General features: G+C 44.7%; 17 protein-coding genes and 2 pseudogenes. 13 read left to right on the top strand and 6 right to left on the bottom strand.

The window, feature by feature from the left end; genetic code table 11:
- Positions 1 to 9 precede the first annotated feature (9 nt).
- The gene (gene arcC / locus HW45_RS06330) at positions 10 to 915 is read right to left on the bottom strand and encodes a carbamate kinase (RefSeq protein WP_038225629.1); all 906 of its coding nucleotides are present in this window, start codon (positions 913 to 915) and stop codon (positions 10 to 12) included.
- 399 nt (positions 916 to 1,314) lie between these two features.
- On the opposite strand from arcC, the gene HW45_RS06325 reads away from it, so the two are divergent.
- The 4 genes from HW45_RS06325 (at position 1,315) to HW45_RS06310 (ending at position 6,375) form a co-directional block, all read left to right on the top strand.
- Positions 1,315 to 2,730 (top strand): APC family permease, encoded by a 1,416-nt coding sequence (locus tag HW45_RS06325; protein ID WP_038225627.1) that lies wholly within the window; start codon positions 1,315 to 1,317, stop codon positions 2,728 to 2,730.
- A gap of 15 nt (positions 2,731 to 2,745) precedes the next feature.
- Entirely contained in the window at positions 2,746 to 3,837 is a 1,092-nt protein-coding gene (gene aguA / locus HW45_RS06320) for an agmatine deiminase (protein WP_038225625.1), read from the top strand.
- 97 nt (positions 3,838 to 3,934) lie between these two features.
- Complete coding sequence (gene argF / locus HW45_RS06315; RefSeq protein WP_038225623.1) at positions 3,935 to 4,981, top strand: ornithine carbamoyltransferase; 1,047 nt, start codon at positions 3,935 to 3,937, stop codon at positions 4,979 to 4,981.
- Positions 4,982 to 5,112: 131 nt separating this feature from the next.
- A complete protein-coding gene (locus HW45_RS06310; RefSeq protein ID WP_038225621.1) occupies positions 5,113 to 6,375 on the top strand; it encodes a RidA family protein in 1,263 nt (420 codons plus the stop codon).
- Between the two features lie 481 nt (positions 6,376 to 6,856).
- Here the strand turns inward: HW45_RS06310 and HW45_RS06305 are convergent.
- From HW45_RS06305 to HW45_RS06290, 4 genes and pseudogenes are all read right to left on the bottom strand, one after another.
- Positions 6,857 to 9,128 (bottom strand): annotated as a pseudogene (locus tag HW45_RS06305) (glycoside hydrolase).
- A gap of 116 nt (positions 9,129 to 9,244) precedes the next feature.
- Positions 9,245 to 10,063 (bottom strand): DUF2861 family protein, encoded by an 819-nt coding sequence (locus HW45_RS06300; RefSeq protein ID WP_038225619.1) that lies wholly within the window; start codon positions 10,061 to 10,063, stop codon positions 9,245 to 9,247.
- Positions 10,060 to 10,710 carry a response regulator transcription factor gene (locus HW45_RS06295; RefSeq protein ID WP_038225616.1) on the bottom strand — a complete coding sequence of 217 codons (651 nt, stop codon included), beginning with the start codon at positions 10,708 to 10,710 and terminating at the stop codon, positions 10,060 to 10,062. Before HW45_RS06295 ends, HW45_RS06300 begins: the two co-directional genes overlap by 4 nt.
- Positions 10,688 to 12,097, bottom strand: coding sequence for an ATP-binding protein (locus HW45_RS06290; protein ID WP_038225613.1), 1,410 nt, complete (start codon positions 12,095 to 12,097; stop codon positions 10,688 to 10,690). The genes HW45_RS06295 and HW45_RS06290 overlap by 23 nt, the downstream gene beginning before the upstream one ends.
- A gap of 694 nt (positions 12,098 to 12,791) precedes the next feature.
- Here HW45_RS06290 and radC point away from each other — a divergent pair.
- Positions 12,792 to 13,280: a RadC family protein gene (gene radC, locus HW45_RS06285; protein ID WP_038225612.1), complete on the top strand. Its 489-nt coding sequence runs from the start codon at positions 12,792 to 12,794 to the stop codon at positions 13,278 to 13,280.
- A gap of 39 nt (positions 13,281 to 13,319) precedes the next feature.
- On the opposite strand, the gene HW45_RS29275 is transcribed toward radC, so the two are convergent.
- Complete coding sequence (locus HW45_RS29275) at positions 13,320 to 13,601, bottom strand: hypothetical protein (RefSeq protein ID WP_152559638.1); 282 nt, start codon at positions 13,599 to 13,601, stop codon at positions 13,320 to 13,322.
- A gap of 660 nt (positions 13,602 to 14,261) precedes the next feature.
- Here HW45_RS29275 and HW45_RS06280 point away from each other — a divergent pair.
- From HW45_RS06280 to HW45_RS06245, 8 genes and pseudogenes are all read left to right on the top strand, one after another.
- Complete coding sequence (locus HW45_RS06280; RefSeq protein ID WP_006071752.1) at positions 14,262 to 15,236, top strand: autoinducer 2 ABC transporter substrate-binding protein; 975 nt, start codon at positions 14,262 to 14,264, stop codon at positions 15,234 to 15,236.
- A gap of 78 nt (positions 15,237 to 15,314) precedes the next feature.
- The gene (locus HW45_RS06275; RefSeq protein ID WP_006071751.1) at positions 15,315 to 16,808 is read left to right on the top strand and encodes a sugar ABC transporter ATP-binding protein; all 1,494 of its coding nucleotides are present in this window, start codon (positions 15,315 to 15,317) and stop codon (positions 16,806 to 16,808) included.
- Positions 16,801 to 17,799 carry an ABC transporter permease gene (locus HW45_RS06270; RefSeq protein ID WP_006071748.1) on the top strand — a complete coding sequence of 333 codons (999 nt, stop codon included), beginning with the start codon at positions 16,801 to 16,803 and terminating at the stop codon, positions 17,797 to 17,799. The genes HW45_RS06275 and HW45_RS06270 overlap by 8 nt, the downstream gene beginning before the upstream one ends.
- Positions 17,799 to 18,758 carry an ABC transporter permease gene (locus HW45_RS06265; protein WP_038225610.1) on the top strand — a complete coding sequence of 320 codons (960 nt, stop codon included), beginning with the start codon at positions 17,799 to 17,801 and terminating at the stop codon, positions 18,756 to 18,758. Before HW45_RS06270 ends, HW45_RS06265 begins: the two co-directional genes overlap by 1 nt.
- 11 nt (positions 18,759 to 18,769) lie before the next feature.
- Entirely contained in the window at positions 18,770 to 20,404 is a 1,635-nt protein-coding gene (locus HW45_RS06260; RefSeq protein ID WP_038225608.1) for an FGGY-family carbohydrate kinase, read from the top strand.
- 127 nt (positions 20,405 to 20,531) lie between these two features.
- Positions 20,532 to 21,944 (top strand): hypothetical protein, encoded by a 1,413-nt coding sequence (locus tag HW45_RS06255; RefSeq protein ID WP_038225607.1) that lies wholly within the window; start codon positions 20,532 to 20,534, stop codon positions 21,942 to 21,944.
- A 483-nt stretch (positions 21,945 to 22,427) separates the two neighbouring features.
- Positions 22,428 to 23,411, top strand: coding sequence for a type I-F CRISPR-associated endonuclease Cas1f (gene cas1f / locus HW45_RS06250; RefSeq protein WP_038225605.1), 984 nt, complete (start codon positions 22,428 to 22,430; stop codon positions 23,409 to 23,411).
- Positions 23,412 to 23,413: 2 nt separating this feature from the next.
- Positions 23,414 to 24,044, top strand: a pseudogene (locus HW45_RS06245) (hypothetical protein); the annotation flags it as partial.

The raw sequence follows: 24,044 nt of genomic DNA, 5'->3' as shown, positions 1-24,044 counted from the left end.
TTAAAGCCTTTACTTTATATGCGTTCCAGAACGTTCCTCGATAATCTCAAGTGCCAGTGATAAATCACCGATATGCCCTTTCTGACCAGTGTTCTCTACAAACTGGCAACAAGCATCGACTTTAGGCCCCATAGAGCCTGCTGGGAAGTTGTAGTCACGCATCTCTTGCGGTGTTACTTGTTCCAGTTTTTGCTCGTCAGGTTTGCCCCAGTTTAGACACACATACTCGCCATCGGTCAGGATTAGTAGATGTTCTGCACCAATCTCTTCAGCAATCAGTGCTGCGGTCATATCTTTATCGATAACGGCCTCAAAGCCAACATAGGCGCCATCTTTTTCAATCACTGGAGCACCGCCTCCACCGCCACAGATGATGAGGTGCTCTTTCTCTAGCAAGTCTCTGATGGCTTTGATCTCCAAGACTTCAACAGGCTTTGGTGAAGGAACTACGCGGCGCCAGTGTGCACCGTCTGGTTTAACAATCCAGTTGTTCGCTTCCGCCAAATTACGAGCTTGTTGCTCGGTGTAAACAGGGCCGATAAATTTACTTGGGTCTTGGATAGCTGGGTCTTTCTCATCTACTACGATACGAGTCAGGATAGTGGTTGTATAACGGTCTTCAATGGCAGCGTTCAAACCTTGCTGAATCAGGTAGCCGATCATGCCTTGAGTCTCTGCACCCAGTACATCGAATGGGTAGGGAGGACAATCTTTATATGCGTTGTTTTGTAGCGATAGGAGGCCTACTTGTGGACCATTGCCGTGTACGATAACCAAACGGTAGTCTTTACTTAACTCAGCCAGTGAAGTTGCGGTTTGGCTGATACTTTTCTGTTGGTTCTCGCAGCTCATCACTTCACCGCGTTGCAGTAGCGCATTGCCGCCCACAGCGACAACGATAATTGGTTTTAACATGCTTAACCCTCCTAATGGGCGATATCAAACAATACGCTAATTACTTTATTGAATTGTAGAGGATGAAATTTAGACACGAATCACACGTCGACCGCTATCGAAAATATGACGAGTTAACTCACATAAATGTCACAAAAAGACGCATGACCTGTCATCAGAAATTAGATATGTGATCTCCACTGCAATATGCCTCGCGGGTATATAAGCCTATGCGTTATTACCCAAATTGATCAAAATCAATCTTTTAACTTATTCCTCAAATCCCTCTGCTTTCTGTCTAGTGCTTGGTGTTTTCACCGCAACAACGCCTCAGGAAAACCGATATTCAGTTTTTATCAAAGTTTATTACCGAACATTAACGTTAAATGGTTCCCGTACTAAGTGTTAAGGAGCATGAGCATGAGCACCGAGAATCAGGGAAAAATGGGAGTCACTGGCATAGCACTATTTACGCTATGTGCAGTACTAGTAGTAGATACACTCACCGCATCAGCAAGTATAGGGGTCAGCGCTATTGGTTGGTGGGTATTAATGTTGGTTATCTTTGTTATTCCATATGGATTGATCACATCAGAGTTAAGCACTGCTTACTCAGGGGAGGGTGGTATTTACGATTGGGTTAAAGAAGCATTTAATTTTAAATGGGCAGTACGAACTACATGGTTCTACTGGATTAACGTTGGTCTTTGGATGCCAGCGGTATACATCATGTTTGCCGGTATGTTTGCTGAACTATTTATGCCAGACCTTTCTCTATGGGGACAAATCGGTATTTGTATCGCCCTGACATGGTTCACCATCTTTATCTGTAACGTTTCTGCAGATATCGGTGTCTGGGTAACTAACGTTGGTGCGCTACTTAAGATCTTGGTGATTGGCTCACTTGGTATCGGTGGCTTTATCTACTCAATGAAGCACGGCGTAGCAAACGAATTCTCACTACCAGCAATGATGCCAAGCCTTGACTCTGCAGTCTCTTTTTTACCTGCAATCGTGTTCAACCTAATGGGTTTTGAATTGGTTGCGACCATGACCAAAGAGATGAAAGACGTACGGGATATGCCAAAAGCGGTATTCCTATCAATTGGTATCACAGCATTCCTATATATCTTTGGCACAGTCGGCATCTTGATGGCATTACCTGTGGAAAATATCGGCCTAGTCGCTGGTCTGATAGATACCTTCAAAACCCTGTTTGGCAGCGATGCCCTGGGCTCAGCAATGGTTTACCTATTCGGTACCTTCGCTCTGCTAACGCTCATCGGCAACATGGTGAGCTGGACAATGGGGGCAAGCCGCGCGGCAGCTGAAGCGGCACAAGAAGGTGAGCTACCAGCACCTGTGGCAAAAGTATCAGAGAAAGGGTCACCAGTAGGTGCGAATAACATCACTGGCATGGTATCGACAGCGGTTATCATCTCTTATGCATTCTTTGCTCAAGGTAACGATGATCTGTTCTGGTCAATCTTTGCTTTCTCTAGCTGCATTTTCCTATTGCCTTATCTATTTATGTTCCCTGCTTACCTGAAACTGCGCATCACAGATGGCAACCGTGAGCGCCCATTCAAAGTGCCGGGCAGCATGGGGTTCCAGTATTTAATTTCAATTGTCTGCTTCTTTGTAATTTTCCAAGCAGTAGTGCTGTTTATCTTCCCAGAAGCATTAGACCTAGAGATCGCAGATTGGAGCTACACAGGTCCAGTACTAACAGGTGTTATCGCCACTATCTTAGCAGGCGAATGGATTTTGATGGGGGCGCTTAGGCGCAAGAAAGAGCAAGAGACTGAAGGCGTACACAAAGAAGCGCAAGCATAATCGAGGAGAACTATGATGAAAAAGCCATTTGATACCACACCAAAGCAGGACGGCTTCCGCATGCCTGGCGAGCATGAGCCTCACTCAGAAATCTGGATGGCATGGCCTGAACGCACCGACAACTGGCGTAATGGTGCTAAGCCTGCCCAGAAAGTATTTGCTGAGGTTGCAGAGCAGATCAACAAGACCACACCAGTCACCATGCTTGTGAACTCTGACCAGTATGATAATGCCGCTTCTCGTTTATCGGAAGACATCCGAGTGCTTGAGATCACCACGGACGACTCTTGGATGCGTGATATCGGTGCGACATATGTTGTCAACGATAAGGGTGAGCGCCGTGGCGTAGATTGGGAGTTCAATGCATGGGGTGGCCTCGTTGACGGTCTTTACTCACCTTGGAATCGCGATGACCAAGTGGCGCAGAAAATGTGTGAAACGATTCGAGACGGTCGCTACCGCGCACCAATTATCCTAGAGGGTGGCTCAATCCACGTTGATGGTGAAGGCACACTGTACACAACAGAAGAGTGTCTACTACACGAAAGCCGTAATCCGGACTTTACTAAAGAAGAACTAACAACCGTGCTATGTGAGCACCTAAATGTTGAAAAGGTTATCTGGATCCCTCGCGGCCTATACAACGACGAAACCAACGGTCACGTTGACAACATCATGCACGTAGTCAAGCCGGGTGAAGTGGTATTGACTTGGTGTGATGATGAAAACGATCCTCAATATGAAATCAGCCGTGAGGCATACGAGTACCTAACCAACCAGACAGATGCCAAAGGCCGCCGGATCAAAGTACACAAACTACCTATGCCTGGGCCGCTATTTATGGAGGCAGAAGAAGCTGCTGGCATCGACATCTGTGAAGGCATGGAGCGTGAAACAGGTGAGCGTTTAGCTGCATCCTACGCAAACTACCTGATCACGAACAACCAAATCGTACTACCGCTGCTTGATGGTCGTTACGACAGTGATGTGAAAGTCATCCTTGAGAATCTCTATCCAGATTATGAAGTCAATGGCGTAGAAGCTCGCGAGATATTACTTGGGGGCGGCAACATCCATTGTATCACTCAGCAAGTACCAAAGGTCTAATCCAAATCTCGCCAAGCGCAAGTAACCGCTTGGCAAACAAAATAACAAATCCTCTGGCTTTCACAGCCTTAAGAATCCAAAAATAGGAAATGAAATTATGAAACTCCCTTCTTCAAGTGCAACTGACCTAAACAAAGCGAACATGGAGCACATGGTGTCTATGAAAGATTTCTCTGTAGAAGAGATGGACAACATGATGGAGCTGATGAGCTACCTAAAACAAGCTCGTAAAGATAATGCTATACCACAACTGTTTAAAGGTAAGTCAGTAGGAATGATCTTCGAGGCAGGCTCTACTCGTACTCGTGTATCTTTTGAAGTTGCCGCAACTCTTCTAGGTGGTCATGCACTGTTCCTATCACCAAAAGATATCCACCTAGGCGGGAAAGAATCTATCGATGACACTTCACGTGTCTTATCCAGAATGTGTGACATCATCATGGCACGCACTAACAGCCCAGAAACTCTTGATGGCCTGCTAGAAAAGTCGACGGTGCCTGTGATTAATGGCCTAGATACTCGTTTCCACCCAACTCAGATGCTAGCTGACCTTTACACTATTCGCGAGCACATCACTGATGGCCGAAAACTGGCTGATTTAACACTAGCGTTCATGGGGGATGCAACGGACGTCTGTCGATCACTAATGCTTACGTGTGCTAAGTACGGCATGGGATTCAAGCAAATTGGTCCGAAGAAATACCACATGGAACAAGAGTGGGTCAACATGGCGTTAGACTTCTGCGAAGAGTCAGGTGGCACGATTGAGATCACTGACGATGTAGAGCGCATCAGCGATTGTGACGTGGTTTACGGTGATAGCTTCTACTGGGTGACTCAGATGGATGAAAAAGAAGAGCGCCTAGCGGCATTTATGCCTAACTATGTGATCACTGGAGAGTTAATGGCGAAAGCTCGTCCGGGTGCGATGCTTCTTCATTGCCTACCAGCAAACGATAAAGAAGAAGTGACTCGTGAGGCGCTGGAGAGTGAATACTCTGTGGCATTTGATGAAGCAGAAAACCGCTTAACAGCACAGATGGCTATTTTGGTTTACTTCACTCATAAACATGCAGTGAGCCCTACTGAAGAAACCATCAAGCATCATGAAGAGAAGATTAACGACTTCCTAAACACGCTATAACCCAGCGTTCGACTAGGCGCTTATTGAGCGTCTAGTTCCCAACTTATACTCAAAATAATCAGCCAGCATTTGAATTCTGTCTGGCTGAGCAAGTTGTGCTTTGCAAGGAATAGAACAGGAGAGATTTTGACATGAGCGACTCCATCATCAAGCTATCGAGAAACACTGAAAACGCGCCACTAAGCAACGAGTCAACCCAATCCGTGGCATTTTCACACTATAACAATATTTCAGCCCAGCTTCCTATCGACCCTAAAAATGGTGAACTAGTATCAGGTGGCATTGAGCAACAAGCGAGTCAGTGTCTTAGCAATATCAAAGCGATTGTTGAAAGCTTCGACAAAGGCATGTATGACATTGTTCGAGTCAATGTTTATCTAAAAGATATCACTTCCATTGAAGCGGTAAACGAGGTGTATCGCTCTTTCTTCCTAAGCCATCTACCAACTCGCACTGTATTAGCGGTGGCGGCCCTGCCTGTGGAAGGGGCACTAGTGCAGATGGATGCAGTGCTCTCAAACGGTGAAGGTACCTACCCACAAGAGCCTTGTGGTTTGATCAAGCTGGTAAGGAACACTCCAAAGGCGCCGATATGTGCACACTCTACCCAGTCAGTTGCGTTCTCACATTACAATCATATTTCGGCCCAGCTGCCAATCGACCCTACAACAGGTAACATGGTTGTCGGTGGGGTAAAAGAGCAAGCACATCAATGCTTACTTAACATCAAAAACATTCTTAATAGTATCGATGTACCCTTCGATGACATCGTTAAGGTCAATATTCACGTCATTCGTGGCGAATTTATTGAGCAGATCGACGAAGTCTACACAACCTTCTTCCCTGATTCAGCCATCGCACGTGCCGTTACCTACATGCCAGCTCGCTCATTTGTAGTCGCAGAAGCATTACCAATGGGTGCATTGGTGCAAATAGACGTCACGGTATCGCATGGTGACGGTACGCCGCCGCAAGCGATTGAAGATCGACATGGCATTGTGATCAAAGCTAGCAATACCGACAAGGCCCCCATTAGTATGACGTCAACTCAAACCGTTGCCTTCTCGCACTATAATAACATCACAGCTCAGCTGCCATTTGATGCAAAACTTGGTGTTATATTAACGGTTGGAGCAAAAGAACAAACGATACAATGTCTAGAAAATATCAAACAAATTGTTGAGAGCATCGATCACGATATGGATGATATTGTAAAGGTAAATATTCAATTGACGGATATGGATGATCTGGCAGTTGTAAATGAAGTCTATACTCGTTACTTCAATAAGCCATTGCCCGCTCGCACAGTCATTGGTGTTTCTGAACTCCCATTAGACGCATCTGTACAAATTGATGTAATTGTATCCAATGCAGAAGGTACACCACCGAAATAATAACAAAGTCGACAACTAAATATTCTGACTAAGAGCTAAATCAACTCATTATTTCAAACCCAAAAGATCGGATGCCGAAGGTGAACCAGATTACTGACAGAGGTCTAACTATCCAGCTAGACCCTTGATCTATAAAACATTTTGCTTTTCTTTTTTAATTGCACACCTGACTGTTACAACAGACTACTTCTAGCTCATAATGGAGAACACTAACCATGCCGGTACAGCTCTGGACACAATCGTATCAGTAACCTTACTGATTTAGCGATTCATTAATTACCTTGGCGTGGCAAAGTAGCTTAATGGCTTGTTCAGTATGACTGGTGCAGTTCGGTATGCCGATAGTCAGTTAATGCCAAAACGTAAGAAGGTGTTTATCGATTATCTACTCACAGCGTTTCAAAGTGAGAAGCGCAAGTAGGCGTCAAAACTTCAATCCCTTAGCTTTCTGTTGTTAGCTAAGGGACTAAATTGATCACACTCAGTTAAGTTCGGCTTTCCACTTTATGACTTCTCCATTGCTTAATATCGCTTTGATGGAAGCTGCTGCAACATCGATGTCACCCTTACTAAACGCTTGATCAGAGAAGTTAGCGATAATCTTGCTGCCATCACTGAACGTGGTTTGCTGGACGGCACCTCGGTTATCTAACCATGAGAAATCAATCAGCGCTTTATCCCACAGCTGTTCGTGTATCGGCTCAAACCCATCTTGATAGTGTTTTAAGGCTCTGAGCCTCGAGCTTGTAATTTTGAGAGCTTCGTCTCTGGTTAAATGAACCATCGCGGGCGTGTTATATAGCATGGCCGTTAAGTCACGATTGGTTTTCACATTGGTAAACTTGAGACTGTCTGAGTGCCAATGGTGCGTATTAATCACTTCATCATGAAACACAGCCTGGTATAGCGGAACACGATATTGAGGCGAAAACAGTAGTGACTTGTACGGCTCTTTAACCTCTACTGGTTTGAAGAAAAAGTCGGGCTTATGATCAGGATACCAACGGCCTAAAAAGTAGGGAGATTGGCGGTCTTCTTTCATCTCTTTATCTGTCCAACCAAACCCAACCGTTTCTAAGCCATGTGCAAACGCAATGCCTTTGGTGGTTAAGCTGTTGCCGTCTTCGGAGCCCAACACCAGAGGTGGTTGTTCGCTTAGCCACTGCATTCGGTTGTTAAAAGCGGAAAGCATCTGCGACTCACTGGTATTAACTATTGAAGTGACCAAATTTCATAATGTCTTTAGCGCGCTGTTTTACGTAGTCCAAATGGCAATTGGGGTTTAAATAGAAGCCGTTGCCACGAAATCCTTTTTTCAAACTCCCATCAGCTTGTTCAATTGCGCATGTGTTTCGTATTGGATCTGGCAGTTGAGCGGTTAACCAACTGTCGTTCAACTGAGCCGGTATTGCGGTGTTATAGGAATCGTAAGTCCCCACCAAGTAACCAGATTGTTTGGCTAGCTCGACCGCGTTTGGTTGATAAAAAGCAGGCATCCAGTTATCAAAGCCTAACCAAAGCTTGTTCAATCCGGCTTTTTTTAGATTATCGACCATGCCGGATGATAAGGCTTGTCCCCAAGTGTCTGGTGAGTTAAAAAACGAAGAGGCATGTTCAGACAGCCAGCTTTTTCTGCTTTGTGCTGCGAAGTATTGCGCCTTAATCGTGTTATCAGCGATTGTAGGGGATGCGACGGGGTATAAGTTTTGTAGTGATTGGCTAATAGAATCCAACAGCAACTGTTTGTGGTATTGGCTCAACCAGTCCTTACCCTTAGACAAAGTAGCTAGCTCACGATTAGCTTCATCGGATATGCTGAGCTTAGAGCGTTCAAAGTACCATTCTTTTAGTCCCCACCAGTCTTTCACATCTTGGATACTCAAAGGATCTTTACCAAACAGGTAGACATGACTTGCACCAATCAGCTTGCTGATATCTGGATTACGCATTTGTTTTGAGGCTAGTGATTCTGATAATCCATTGGTAATGCGCCAGTCGCGATATTGCTTGGCACCGTCGAGCATTGAATCACCAAGCGTTATGCGGACAGAAAAAGGTTGTGATTGATTTAGCGCTGTGAATTGATGCAATGCGCTCATATCAATAAGGGACTTGTTTTTAGAGTCCGATTCAGAAGTTACATCAGTAAAAAACAGTTGGTTATTGGTTGGGTTGATCAACTGATAGCTGATGAATTGATCGCTTTGTTGTGTGGTCCAAAACGGCATCTTTAAGTCTTGAGTGGTGTTGCTTCCAGTGTGGTTATTGGCGAGATAGTTGGCCCATAGCTTATGGTTGGTAGGTACGCGCATACCTTCACTAAAGGGCAGCAGCAGTGTTTGTGTTTCTTGTTCCGCAAGGTCGAACCAGGCCAGTTCTATTGGTTGGTTGCGCTTTACCTTGATATTGGAAGGTAGGGTGAATTGGAGGAAAAGTTCACCTTGGTTTAACTCCGCGGTCACTGCGATACGGCTTGGCATTAACGTCCAAGAGGCGCTGGTTGAATCCGTGGTTATCTCGGCCACTGTTTGAGGGATGCGGTTAACGGTTAGCGCAGCATTGTTAACGCTTAAGCCATTCCAATCTATCGTGAGTGTCGCTGGGGATATTGCAACAGTATTGTTGGTGTTGTCGCCACTGTGGTCTTTAAGTGTAAATTCACTCGCTTGCGTGTCTGTTGAAAAAGTACAAGCGGTGAATAGGGCTAATATGGCACAAGATGAAGCATTTAATTTATGGTGGAAATTCAGCATGTTTAGATTCCGTTGTAGTAATTACGGCTATTACATCTAAGATGCGTTAGTGGTTTGTCATCTATATGTCTCTATTTTTACCTCGTAGAACCATAAGAGCTATCCAAAAATGCTTTCTAGAAAGGTACAGCGACACGTTGAACGTATTGGACCTCAATCGCACCTTGGTACTCGAACATTTCCACTGATGCGCTTAGATGCTTGGCTTTTTCTCCCGCTGGGCTTTGTGTTGGAACTGCAACTTGCTTTGCCTTGATCGGAACTTTGGAACCTAACATGTTGTAGTTTTCATCAAACCATTGCCAACTTACGTGGGTACTAGGGCAGTTATCGATAATCTCCGGCGGCGTGACCACAACGTGTGCGTTCTCAAGCTTATTCTCCAGTGTTAACCAGCGCTTGCTGTCATTTATAGCTACAACAATGGGGTAGCTGTTCGCCCCAACGGTTAACTGATAAACACCAGACTCAGGCTTAATGAACATCTCATTAGTCTCGATTTCTTGGTAATCAACGCCCGAGTTGAGCTGTCCTTCAATCATCGTAAGGCCATCAGGAGCGATGAGTGAGACTGTCTGTGCCTGTTCATTAAACTCATCGTTACGGGGTTCGGCTGAGACTTTGATCTGATAGCCCTGCGATGAAAGACCGTAACGTTTAATAAAGCTCACTTGGATATGGTGGGCAGGTACATCACTTTGTTTTAGTCGTCTTCCACATTGAGTTCTAGTGAGTATTTCTTGTTTTACGGGCAGCCAAAGCTGACTATCAAGTGCTTCTTGATTGAGTGCGATCTGTAACTCTTGCCATGCAAGCTGAGGTTGCTCATCAAGTAGCGATTGATAGGAAAGTTGTAAAGGTGTCTCTGTGAACCAAGTCGCATGACTCGCAAACGGTAACGCGCATAGTAAAGCGGTTAACGATGTTACTTTCATTGTGAGTCCCCAACTAAACGATAGCCAACACCACGGTGAGTTTCTAAGTGGAGTGTCGGCAGTTTCTGACGCAAACGTAGTATGTGATTGTCCACTGTTCGGGTGATTGGAAAGGCTTGATAGCCCCAAATCTTGTTGAGCAGTTCATCTCGATGAAACACACGCCCTTGGCTTTGGATAAACAAAACCAGCAGTTGAAACTCCTTAGGTTTCAGAGCGATTGGGCTTTCTTCCAGATAAGCAATTCTTTCTGATAGATTGATCTTTATGTTGGCGTAAGTTAAGTGGCTCGTACCTAGAGGGCGTAGCTGAGTAATGACGCGTGCGAGTAACTCTTCATTTGAAAATGGTTTAGTCACATAGTCTTTGGCACCCGCCATTAAGCCCTCTACGCGCTGCTGAACTTCTACTTTCGCGGTTAATACAATCACGGGTAGCGCTTTAAGGAGCAACCAGTTTGGAAGGTGTTGTAAGCTGTCACCGTCTTCTAGTTGTCTATCGAGGACTACAAGATCGGCGCGTAACCACAGTTTACTTGCGTTACTAGAATTTTGCGCCCAAAGACATTGATAACCGTTAGACTCAAAAAAACTGACGAGGCCCTGCCCAAGTAAAGGGTCATCTTCAATCAGTAGTAGGGTGTTCATAAGCTATTTCCAAAATACAACGTGTCGGATTACGAAGAATAATGAGGCGTCCATTTGCCTGTTTCATTAAATGTTCAACAATGGTGAGGCCAATACCCATGTTGTCGTGTTTATGTGGGTCATTTGGAGTGAATCGGGACAAAGTACGTTGTAATAACGAAGGGAAATGCCCTTGATCTTGAACCTCGATCCTCAGCTTATCCGCGAGCGTTACATTAACCAATACCTCTCCTTGACCGTGTTGCTTAGCGTTCTTGATCAAGTTATCTAAGCAAATCGTAAGCCAGTAATAGGGCAGGGTAAGCTCTACTTCTCCGGATTCACATTGATAGCCGATGTTGTGCTTCTCGCATACATGTCCAAGCCACTCTTCAAGAGAAGCGTTTTGCTTCAATAAAGGTTTAGATTGTTCAGTGCTCAGATAGACCTTACTGTTTTCAGTGAGCTGAGACAGCCTTTGATAGTCAGAGATTAAACGCCAAACCGCACCTTGAGTTTCATCGGGGAACTCATCGTAGCGACCCCTAAACATTTCGACTGTTAAACCCAAACTGGTGATCGGTGTACGCAATTCATGAGTCAAAAGTTGCAATACAAACTGTCTCTCTTTCCGTTGCTTCGTTTTTAAATACAGTGAGCGCCCTAATATAGAACACAGAACAATCAGCAATGAAAAGATCATCATTTTCATCAAGAGTGTGTCATTGCTTGTTTCACTAAGACACAGGTTGCTGTAACGAAAAGAACAGTTCTCCCCAGATAAGCTTACGCCTTGTTGGTGTGCAATGGGCTCCCAAGTTTCAGACGGGACGGCCTTCCATCCTTGTTCTCCACTTAACCAAAGTACATCACCTTGTTGCCAGGCTCGGTATCCATCAAGCAGAGCTTCTCTTCCTTCTGCTGTTAAGGGCTGTAGTTTGGTATAGAGCGGATGCAGTGGGTTTGTAATGGTCAAAAACGGGTGGATTTGTTCGCTTGTCTCTGGGTAATGCGCCACATAACGGTCCGCGAAACTTCCACCAGCAGGGTGCTGCTTAGAGTGCGCGACAAACCAGTTCGAATCTAAAGTTTGTTGCTGACACAAAGCGAGCTCGAACTCAATGGCATCGTTTAACGCATAGTTAGAAGGTTCAATCGCTTGGCATGTCTGCTGTATCGCAGCTAACGAAGCAATATCTTGCCAACTGAATTTGTTGAAATCGGGGTAACGACTACGGTCTTTAAGCAGAGCCTTCGGGTAATGAGATAACTCTTGTTGAGAAACTAAGATCGGGGATGCTTGCCAGCTCAATTGATAGAGTGCTTGCCATTTGTCTTGTAAGCTTTGGGCATTGGCAAACGTAGGGAACAAAAACAAAAAACAAAGGGCTAAGGTCAGCCGACGCATCCAGTTATTCTCATTAAAAGTCATTAACGGGAGTCTAAAGTGTTTTGCTCGAGATTTGTAACCTGAATGTCAACAAGTGTCGCCACTTTATCAAATTGTAACCGAGAGTCGTGAAACGCGTATTGCATTTCAACTGACTATTCACTGTATGGCTATTTATAGCGACGGCGTTCCTGTTTTAGGAAAGAGTCTGATTGTTACTTGTCTCATTAGACCAATACAGTTTCTTGTGGCATAGAAAGGTGTAAAGTAAGTTCATTTCGCAGGTTGCAATTGCACACTACGGATTTCTATCGTGGAAAGGAGCAGAACCGCGTTACGTTGTTCTACTCCGTCAGCAAAGTTCTGGACAAAACTGAGTCAGTTATATTACTAAATTAGAATGTAACGGATTAGTCCACGTATGGAAAAGTAACGCCCAGTAAAGGTGTGAAGCACGCAATACCGATGCTACCGCACACCACCTTAATCACTAAAACTAACGCATAGTAAAAATGCCACGCGTGCTGAATTACTCTTAAATTGTTTGTATGCTGCTTTCCGTGTTCTTTCGTGAATCGCACCTTCCTTTAAACCGTCTACTCTCAGAACCTAGTGAGCAAGGGTATATAAACGCTTCGCGCCCTTGCTAACCAGAACCATGACAGTAGGCCGGACAGTCAGGCGACAACGAAATGAACACCAGGAGTAAGCCATGACTGCATTACTGACAAACTACACAGATACCTCACTCTTCACTGCCGAAGAACAAGAAACCTTAGCACACGCTGCCGACATCCTTAAATCAAAACTGATTATCAGCGAACAACCTGCACTGACCTCACCGTGCTTAGTTCGAGCATTTTGTCAGACTTCGTTGGCCGCCAAAGAACAAGAAGTGTTCGGCGTTATCTTCCTCGATAACCAACATCGAGTTCGCTCTGCTGCGGAATTGTTCACCGGCACCATTGATGCGGCTTCCGTTTATCCTCGCGAAGTGGTTAAAAAAGCACTGGCCGAGAACGCAGCGGCTGTCCTTCTCTATCACAATCATCCATCTGGCAGCGCAGAACCGAGCCAACCTGATCGTCGAATCACCAGACGACTTGTCGATGCTTTGGCTCTCGTGGATATTCGAGTCCTTGACCATTTCGTTATCTCATTTGAAGATACCGTATCGTTCGCTGAACGTGGCTGGATTTAATCCAAGCGGCCTTCGGGCCGCTTAGAGTTAACCGACCTGTTAGGCAACTGGTAGGTTAAAGAAGAACAATACGGTTCTTACAATCTCTGTACCGACTCCCAATAGAACAAATCGTGCCAACTGTTCTGCTATTTTGGGAGGGCATCTTGGCTTAGGCGTTGAAGAAGATGGTGAGGAAATATAGAGTTTACCAGAGGTTTCGAGTTTAGTATCACGGTGACACATTGATAACCGACATCGCCCGATAATAGTTGTACCATGGCGACGTTTAAGTGATAGTACAGATAGTTGATCTGCACGTTTTTCCCGTTTTTGGCGCATACATTGCCCTCATATGTTGAATATGTGATTGTATTTGCCAAAGGAAATTGGAAACGTTAAGCTTTGTTCGCGAAACATTATGCCTCCTTCAAAATCAATAGTTTATAAGAGAAAACTACTATATAGGTACACGCTAATGTAGTGGTTTTTATTATGAGATTTCCGGAATGTTTTCTCTATGGGATGGCATACGTTTAATACGTCATTTTTCCTAATTTTCACCGTCGCTTTATTACATATTGACGTGTTCTTTCTTTTGTCTTGCGAGAACCGTTTAGCATTGGCATCACAGATATGTGCAATCCATGTTATTCTTTCATAAATTAAAAGTGACTTAAATCAAGCTTTTATCAATTCATTACTCAATATAACCCACCTATACCGTTTCATGCTCCTGCTGAAGAAAATCAAAGTCATAGATGTTTAATATTTGTTAATGACAAGATATATTTGTGTTGTCGAGTAGGCTTTATTGGTGTGGTTAAATGACGATGGCTTTACCAATTAACATGATATTAACGTAATGATTCATAAGAATTATCATTAACGTGCTTTGCTCACATATTTCTGGGGTGGCAACAATTACCTATTGAATTGCGCGTTAACATTTTCTCATCGATTCCCCCTAACCCCCTACAGATAACAAAAGGATTGATGAAGATGAAAAAGGTCATATTGAATGCGGCGGCTTTGTCGCTCGCTCTCGCTACTGCTGGAGTACATGCCAAAGATTACGAAATCGTAAACGTGGTGAAAGTATCTGGGATCCCTTGGTTTAACCAAATGAATAAAGGAATCGAACAGGCAGCGACAGATTTCGGCGTTAATGCTCGCCAACTTGGCCCATCAACACCAGACCCTGCTCAACAAGTAAAAATCATTGAAGATTTAATTGCTAAGGGTGTGGATGCGATCACTGTTGTTCCAAACGATGTCACTGTACTTGAGCCTGTGTTCAAAAAAGCACGTGAGAAGGGGATCATTGTATTGACTCACGAATCTCCAGATGGACACGGTGCTGACTGGGATATCGAAACTATTGATAACCAAGCTTACGCTAAAGTTACAATGGACGAGCTTGCTAAGAACATGGATAAGAAAGGTGGATATGCCATCTATGTTGGTTCATTAACTGTGCCTTTACATAATAACTGGGCCAACCTAGCAATCGATTATCAGAAAAATACCTACCCAGATATGTACGAAGTGACGAGTCGGATGCCTGTCGCTGAAAGCATCGATCAATCTTACGCTGCTACCAATGATTTGATGAAAGCTCACCCAGATATGACGGGTATTATTTCTTATGGTTCATTAGGGGGTATTGGTGCCGGTGAAGCCATCAAGAAGAAACGTGCGAAAGACAAAATCAGTGTCGTCGGTATTTTAATGCCAAGTCAAGCGGCACCATATCTCATGCGTGGAGAAATCGATAAAGGCTTCCTATGGAATCCTGCCGACGCAGGTTACGCCATGGTTGCCGTAGCCAAGCAAATGCTTGACGGGAAAAAAGTGGAAGACGGTGTAACGGTAGAAGGTTTAGGTAAAGCTGAAATTGATACCGAAAAACGCGTAGTGAAATTCAATAAGATCCTTGAAGTCGACAAAACCAACGCTCGTGAGCTGGGTTTCTAATACTCCTCTCAGTTCAATTTAAAGACAGTAATAATGTGGGGCAGTGCAAAGCTGCCTCCTTGATTTCAGGAAACTCATATGTCTGATACTCCTTTTATTACGCTTAAGCAAGTGTCCAAGCACTTTGGTTCCGTCAAAGCGCTGGATGGCATTAACCTCACATTTAATCAAGGTGAAGTTCACTGTTTAGCGGGCAAAAATGGTTGTGGTAAAAGCACGCTGTTCAAAGTCATTTCGGGTGTTCACGCCCCGGAAGATGGTGCGGAGATTTTACTGGGTGGAAAGTCCTATTCACGTTTAAACCCTCAGCAATCCATCGAACATGGTATCCAAGTTATTTATCAAGATTTATCGCTATTTCCAAACTTGACCGTTGCGGAAAACATTGCCATTCAAGACCATGTTAAGTGGACAAAGGGATTAGTTAGCCAAAAACGAATTAAAGAGATCGCAACTACAGCCATGGCGAAAGTGGGTGTGACACTGCCCTTGGATAAACGTGTTGAGCAGCTTTCTATTGCAGCCTGCCAATTAGTGGCCATATGTCGAGCAATGGCTTCTGATGCCAAATTAATGATTATGGATGAGCCCACTGCTTCATTGACGCGAACTGAAGTTAACCACTTAATTCAGGTGGTCGCTGACCTGAAATCGAAAGGGGTGACCGTTGTGTTTGTTAGCCATAAGCTTGATGAAGTGATGGAGATATCCGACCGAATTACGGTAATTCGTGATGGTCGCACGGTAGGTACATATCGTGCTGAAGAGGTTGATAGTGATGAGTTGGCGTTTTTAATGACGGGCCAACGTTTCGAGTTCACTCCCTTACCTCCATACCACCAAAGTGGTGACGTGAAGCTTGAAGTAAAGAACCTAACCAAAACAGACCAGTTTAACGATGTGTCTCTTTCGGTTCATGCCGGCGAAATTGTTTCAATAACTGGCTTATTGGGGGCTGGTCGTACTGAACTGTGTATGGCTTTGTTTGGCATGACGAAACCTTGTAGCGGGCAAATATTGATTAATGGCAAAGTGACGTCTTTTTCCTCAAACAGAGATGCGATTGCACAGGGTGTCGGTTACGTTTCTGAAGATCGTATGTCGATAGGCTTGGTGATGGAACAAGCCATCCAAGACAATATAACGGCTTCGGTCTTGAAACGCTTACAAAAGCCATCAGGCATTCTAGACCACTTAAGAGCCGATAGACTGGTGAAAAAGCTAATTTCTTCATTGTCTATTAAAGTGGCAGATCCAAAATTACCGGTGACGAGTTTATCTGGTGGTAATGCACAGCGAATTTCGATAGCAAAGTGGATAGCTGCGGAACCAGAGGTGTTGATCCTCGATTCCCCAACCGTTGGAGTGGATGTCGCGAACAAAGAAGCGATATACGACATAGCGAAAGACTTGGCAGCTAGTGGTATGGCAATAATCATGGTCAGTGATGAAATCCCTGAAGTGTTTTACAACAGCCATCGTGTCATTGTGATGAAAGAGGGGCGTTTTACTCATGATTTCCAGCCTACGCAGTGCACAGAGCAAGACATTATGGAGGCAGTCAATGCTTGAACAATCTCGAGGCCTACTCGCATCATTTAGCAAGCGACACGAATTCTATCTGTTAATCATGATTGCCTTGATTGTTGTGGTACTGACCGCTACTACGGCAGACTTTTTGACGTTAGGTAATATTTTCGACATGTCAGTGAGCTCGGCTTTGCTTGGCATTATGGCTTGCGGGCTCTTTGTAGTACTTATCGCTGGAGGCATTGATATTTCTTTTCCTGCCACAGCAGCTATCGCTCAGTATGTAGCGGCAACATACATTCTTAACATTGGCGGTAATTTCCTAATCGCTTTTGGGTTGGCGGCCATCGTCGGGATACTGTTGGGGATGATCAACGCGACGCTAGTATATAAGCTGAAGGTCCCTTCAATCATTATCACGATATCGACCTTAAACCTATTCTTTGGCTTGCTGATTTACTTTAGTAACGGTGAGTGGTTATACGGCTTTCCAGATTGGTTTATGGATGGTGTAGAGCTCTTTAGCTTTACTGGCAGCGACGGGTATGACTATGGAATGTCCCTGCCAATTTTGACGCTAATTACCATGATTGCGTTGACTTCCTTTTTAATGTCGAAAACGCGCTTAGGCCGTCAGATTTACGCGGTTGGCGGTAACGCTGATGCGGCAAGTCGTATTGGTATCAACCTCTTTGGTATCAATCTGTTTGTCTACAGCTATATGGGGGCTTTGGCTGGCATCGCTTCGGTAGTGCAAACACAAATTACTCAATCAGTGGCACCAAACTCGTTGATGGGCTTTGAGCTAACGGTACTCGCCGCTGTCGTGTTAGGCGGTACGAGTATGACTGGCGGCAAGGGAACATTGTTCGGTGTGATTTTAGGTGTGATTTTGTTAGCTGTCGTCAAAAACGGGTTAACACTGCTTGGCGTTCCTTCTTATTGGCATACGGTTGTCACGGGCTTAATCATAGTTTGTAGTATTAGCATGACTGCGATAAATGAGAAAAAACAAGCGGTACAGGGGGCATAATGGAACAAGTTTTGAACAGTCTAAAGCTGCCAACGGATAATAACATTCGTTACCTGTTGGTGATTTTGGTGGGTATTTTGTTAGTGATGGGATTCACAAGTGGGCAAGCTTTTTTCTCGCTCGATAACCTAACATCTATGTCTTCGCAGATGCCACTTCTTGGTTTGCTCGCCCTTGCCATGGCGGTATGCATGCTGACGGGGGGGATCAACCTATCCATTATTGCCACTACGAATGCGTGTAGCTTGGTCATGGCAAGCATTATTACCCAAGCGCCTGATAGTACCATGATGTTACTCCTTGCCTTAGTGGGTGGTTTAGTGACTGCAGTGGTCGTTGGGCTCATCAACGGAGCTTTAATTGCTTACGTGGGAGTGTCTCCAATCCTTGCCACACTCGGTATGATGACGTTGATAAATGGGTTAAATGTCTTGATTTCAGGTGGCAGCGTTATCTCTGGTTTCCCTGATGCCTTGCTCGTTTTGGGGAATGGCTCTTTATTGGGGATCCCAATGCCTTTGCTCTTATTTATTGGCTTTGCGGTGGGGTTATGGGGGCTTCTTGAACATACGAGCCTTGGATGTACCATATATCTAATGGGCTCCAATGAGAAAGCAACGCGCTTTTCAGGCATCAACACCCAAAAGGCCATTCTGTACGTTTATATCATGTCATCGATACTTTGTTGGGTTGCAGCGATCGTGATGATGGCAAAATTCAACTCAGCAAAAGCCGGATACGGTGAATCCTATCTGCTAATTGCAATATTGGCATCCGTTCTTGGTGGTATTAATCCAGATGGTGGCTTTGGGCGAATCATTGGCATTGGCCTGGCTTTAATCGTGTTACAAACCCTTGAAAGTGGTCTTAATTTACTGGGAGTGAGCAGTTATCTCACTATGGCGCTATGGGGTGCTATCTTGATCCTATTTATCTTCTTACAAAAAAATAAGGCTTAACGAGGAAGTATATGAGTATTTATTTTATCGGTGTTGACGTGGGTAGTGGTAGCGCACGCGCTGGTGTTTTTGATGCAGTTGGACGTAAAGTGGGTGAGGCTAAGCGTGACACGCTCATGTTTAAGCCTCAAGCCGATTTTGTCGAGCAATCCTCCGATGATATTTGGCAATGTGTATGTTCGGCGGTAAAAGATGCCGTGTCACAAGCGAATATTGCTCCTATACAAGTTAAAGGCATAGGCTTTGATGCGACCTGCTCTTTGGTGGTTTTGGATAAAAAAGGGCAGCCTTTAAGTGTTAGTCCTACCGGACGACGAGAACAAAACGTTGTGATGTGGATGGATCATCGTGCTATCTCCCAAGCCGATCGTATCAATGCCACTGAACACCCAGTACTGGCGTATGTTGGAAACCGCATTTCTCCAGAGATGCAAACGCCGAAACTGCTATGGTTAAAACAGAACATGCCTAATACCTGGTCTAACGCAGGGTATTTCTTTGATTTACCGGACTTTCTTACTTGGAAAGCCACTTTTGATGATAGTCGATCCTTATGCTCCACTGTCTGTAAATGGACATATCTTGGCCATGAAAGTAAATGGGATAAGAGCTTCTTTGAATTGATTGGCTTAGAAGATGTCTTGGAAGACAATGCCAAGCTTATTGGTGAGCGCATCCTACCAATGGGTCAGCCGATGGGTGATGGCTTAACAATTAACGCTGCTGATGATCTTGGCCTCGTACCTGGAACTGCGGTGGGAACGTCGATCATTGATGCTCATGCTGGTGGTATCGGAGTGTTAGGGGCTGCGGGTATGACTGGGGATCAAGCGGACTTTAACAAGCGTCTCGCATTGATTGGTGGAACGTCGTCTTGTCATATGGCGGCCTCTAAAACGGCACGTTTTATTGACGGTGTATGGGGAGCTTATTTCGGTGCGATGATCCCTGACTATTGGCTCAACGAAGGGGGCCAATCAGCAACGGGGGCATTAATTGACCACATTATCACGTCTCACCCCTTGTATCAGAGTGTGAAAGATCTAGCAGAAAAACAAGGAAAGACCGTCTATCAATTGTTGAATGACCGTTTGTTGGAGCTAGCAGGAAGCAAAGAAGATATTGCATTTTTGACTAAAGATATTCATGTATTGCCTTATTTTCACGGAAACCGCTCGCCAAGAGCCAACGCGCATTTAACCGGCACTATCACTGGGTTGAAGATGTCGAAAACGTTTGACGATATGGCATTGGCCTACTTGGCGACAGTGCAGGGTATCGCGTTAGGCACGCGTCATATTATCGAAGTCATGAATGAATCCGGCTACGAAATCGATACGATAATGGCTTGTGGAGGTGGTACCAAGAACAGTGTCTTCCTGCAAGAGCATGCTAACGCCACAGGAAGTATGATTTTACTGCCCGAGGAAAGTGAAGCGGTGTTACTCGGTTCAGCAATGCTTGGGTCGGTTGCGGCTGGTTTCTATGGAGACATTCCTGAAGCAATGAATGCAATGAGTCGAATTAGTAAGAGCATTATGCCACAAACAGAAAAGAACAAACTCTTCTACGATGCGAAATACAAGATATTCCACAAAATGTATGAAGATGACCGGGAGTACAAACGTCTGATGGAAGCATTTTAACAGCAATCAGGTTAGTGTTTGAGATAAGGGGCCGAGCATTGTTGCAAGGTCTCCCACTGGGTCCCTTAAAAAAACGGCTAAGGCACTCCTAGAGGCAGGCATAGTAAGGACAGTTTGTTTTTCGGGTTTGAAGGCCATATATCGTGACGAATATGGCGAAATCCAGCTTGAATGGCTTCGTCCGGAGGGGCGTCGATGGGATAACAGTTGGACGGTTCAGCTTAGTGACTCTTTGCCGAAGTATACCGCCAAGGAGCTTGCTTTCTGCTTGGAGTTTGCGTTTCACGAGCGCCGCATCGAAGGCGATGAAGTTAAGCAAGTAGCTCCGTATTTGCGAGCCTCACTACCTCCCGTCGTGTTGGAGAATGACGATTTGACTCTGCCAGTCTACCCATGCCTAAAGCTTTATGCTGACGGACTCATGTGTATTAGCTTCCAACTCGATACGACATGGGACGGCTTGAACGAGGAAGATTTCATCAGTGATGTTGTCAATTTGTTCCAGCGCTACTTTAAATCTGTTTGGGTAAAAGCGGAACTTCAAAAAATAGATGGTGAGCTGCTTCTGCCTGGTGCATACGAGAGTGAAATTTCCATTGGTGGGCAACGTGTAGTTGACCGAAAGGCACGTAAGCTCGTTAAGAAGATGCGACAAACAGCAAGAACTGCACTCGACAATTCTCTCAGTAAAGAAGGACGACGTTTTGATTTGGATGGAGAGCCATGGCTCCTGTATCAAATCGGGGGCTCGGAGGATCAAGCGGAGTGGGAGGGAACGATCGACCTTTGTAGACCCATCTACGCTAATGCCGTTGCTTCACAGGTAGTCTCAACAAGTTACAAAAAGAATGATGGTGTAGTGGGTGTTCAGTTGTGGCAAGGTTGGCCCTCGATTTCCTCAATGCGATTTGTCGATCAACCTAAATCCAAGGACCAATTATTTGACATGTACAGCCAGTCTATGTCGCGTGTCCTGCTGCGCTCCGCTGGAGTGACTGATACTCCACATCTTCCTCCAGATCTTCGTCTATTTGAGGACTATTGTTTACACGGAAATCGAGCGATTTTGCTCTGGACGTGGCTGCGACCATCCGGCGCATCTGACAACACTTGGGATGATCTCAACACAAGAGTACATCTGATAGAGAATCAGGCTAGAGCTGAACACTTCGAGTACCACAGTATTCGAATTGCGCGTGCATGTACCATAGCAGAAGCTCTCCCAACAGATGAACAACTTGTGTATGCGTACGAAACTTTGGCCAAAGCCAATTCTGTAATTCACAAATCAAGCCAAGCGGGAGAGATTACTGATGCGCTTGAGTATTTGATGACTGCTGCCGGTACAACAGGACTCATCGAGTCAGGTAAAGAGCAAGCTAGATGGTACTTGGATGAGCGACGTTATAACGCCGAAAAGCGACGGTCTCGAATGGATCGATGGTTGACTGCTGTGTTTGGTATAGTGGGAGCTGCCGGACTGGCCGAGCTTGTCCTTAAGCCGCTGATGAAAGCAACCTATCCCGGCTGGCTGGGCTGATTGGTTCGCTGGACTAGCTGCATTCGCTGCTGCGTCATTTCTGATTGTGCTTTTTGCGATGTTTATATCGGTCTTTAATAAGATATGGAAATAGTCATTCACAGCTTTAGAAATCACGCACTGATAATCGGCTCACTGTGACCATTATTTCACCGTATTGCGGCTTCAAACCGGCGCGTGAGCCGGATGTTAACCTATACAAAAAACCAGTTCTAACTCTCCTTTGCCCCATTATTACCTTCGTTCACATAAAAGTTTAAAATAAGAGAAGTGAATATTTATTCAAAGATAAATATTCAGTGGTGTCTAATCGTAAGTGTTCCCTCCGGGCACACAATTGACCAAAAGTCTAAAGTCACCGTAGTCCTCACATTTCCTAGATTATCCATGGAGATATAGTAGGGTATTTATTCCTTGTTTATCACAATAAGTCAAAATGGCTTGAGCTAAAATGAGGTTTAGTATTAGTCAATTGGTGAATCTATGCCCAAGGTAATGAATCCTAGCGATCTGAAAACGATCCTACACTCCAAGCGTGCCAATCTTTATTACTTGCAGCATTGTCGTGTTTTGGTAAATGCAGGACGAGTTGAATATGTTACCGACCAAGGTAAAGAAAGTCTATATTGGAATATTCCTATCGCAAATACGACAGCACTAATGCTAGGAACGGGCACATCAATTACGCAAGCGGCAATGCGGGAGTTAGCAAAAGCTGGGGTATTGGTTGGTTTTTGTGGAGGTGGTGGAACACCGTTGTACTCAGGCAACGAAGTACAAGTAGACGTGTCTTGGTTACTCCCTCAATCTGAATATAGGCCAACAGAATATCTCCAACAATGGGTAAGTTTTTGGTTTGATGACCACCATCGCCTTGATGCAGCAAAGCTATTTCAATTAGAACGCATACAGCAAATTCGTAAACATTGGCGGTCTGCCAGCATCAAAAAAGACTTCTCTCTTAATAGCGAACAGTTAGAAAGTGCATTAAATCGCTTTGAAGACAAAATGCAAACCTGTGCCACTACGCAAGATCTTCTCTCTTTAGAGGCAACGACGACCAAGACTCTTTATAAACTTGCTTGTCATGCCTGCCAATATGGGGATTTTACCCGTTCTGAAAGAGGTAACAGCAGTGATATAGCTAACCGATTCTTAGACCATGGTAATTATCTCGCTTATGGTTTGGCTGCAACAGCGTGTTGGGTATTAGGCTTACCTCATGGATTAGCTGTATTACATGGAAAAACGCGACGTGGAGGATTAGTGTTTGATGTCGCAGATATAATTAAAGACTCTTTAATATTACCTCTAGCCTTTATCGCAGCTATGGAAGGAGACGATGAACAAGAGTTTCGTCAGCGGTGCCTAAATCAGTTCCGCTCAGCCCATGCGTTAGATGTGATGATCGAGACGCTGCAAAGCACGGCTGCAGCATTGACACAAAATAATAAAGTGGAGCAGTAAGGGTGAATATTTTATTGGTTTCTGAGTGTAGCAAACAAGCTTTACCAGAGACACGGCGCGTCTTAGACCAATTTGCAGAGCGTAAAGGTAAACGAACATGGCAGACGCCAATCACCTATGAAGGGCTAAAAACCCTAAGACAACTATTAAAGAAAACAGCAAGGCGCAATACCGCTGTCGCTTGTCACTGGGTACGTGGTAAGAATCATACTGAATTAATGTGGGTTGTTGGTAATAGGCGCAAGTTTAATTTAGATGGCAGTGTTCCAACTAATATGACTCAGCGAGATATTCTTCGAAGCCAAGACGAAAATAACATGAATAGCATTCAAGCTTCCGCTCTTATGGCTGGAATTGCTGCTCTGTTCCACGACTTCGGTAAAGGTAATAAGCTGTTTCAACAAAAACTAAAACCTAAATCAAAAAGTAAAGGGTTCGAACCTTACCGCCACGAATGGTTATCTTGCCAACTGTTTATTGGTTTTGTGGCAGGCAGAACCGATCGAGAGTGGTTGGAGCATCTTGGTACCGTTTCTGAAAATGATGACAAACCACTAGTCGAAGACTGCGACCCAGAGAAAAGTGTTAGCTTTACTGATTTGTCTCAGTCTCCACTTGAAGGTAAGGAAACTC

This window comes from Vibrio sp. ER1A, from assembly GCF_000733315.1.
Classification (GTDB): Bacteria; Pseudomonadota; Gammaproteobacteria; order Enterobacterales; family Vibrionaceae; genus Vibrio; species Vibrio mediterranei.
Note: the sequence above shows the minus strand (reverse complement) of the source record. Positions and strands in the feature narration are given on the sequence as shown.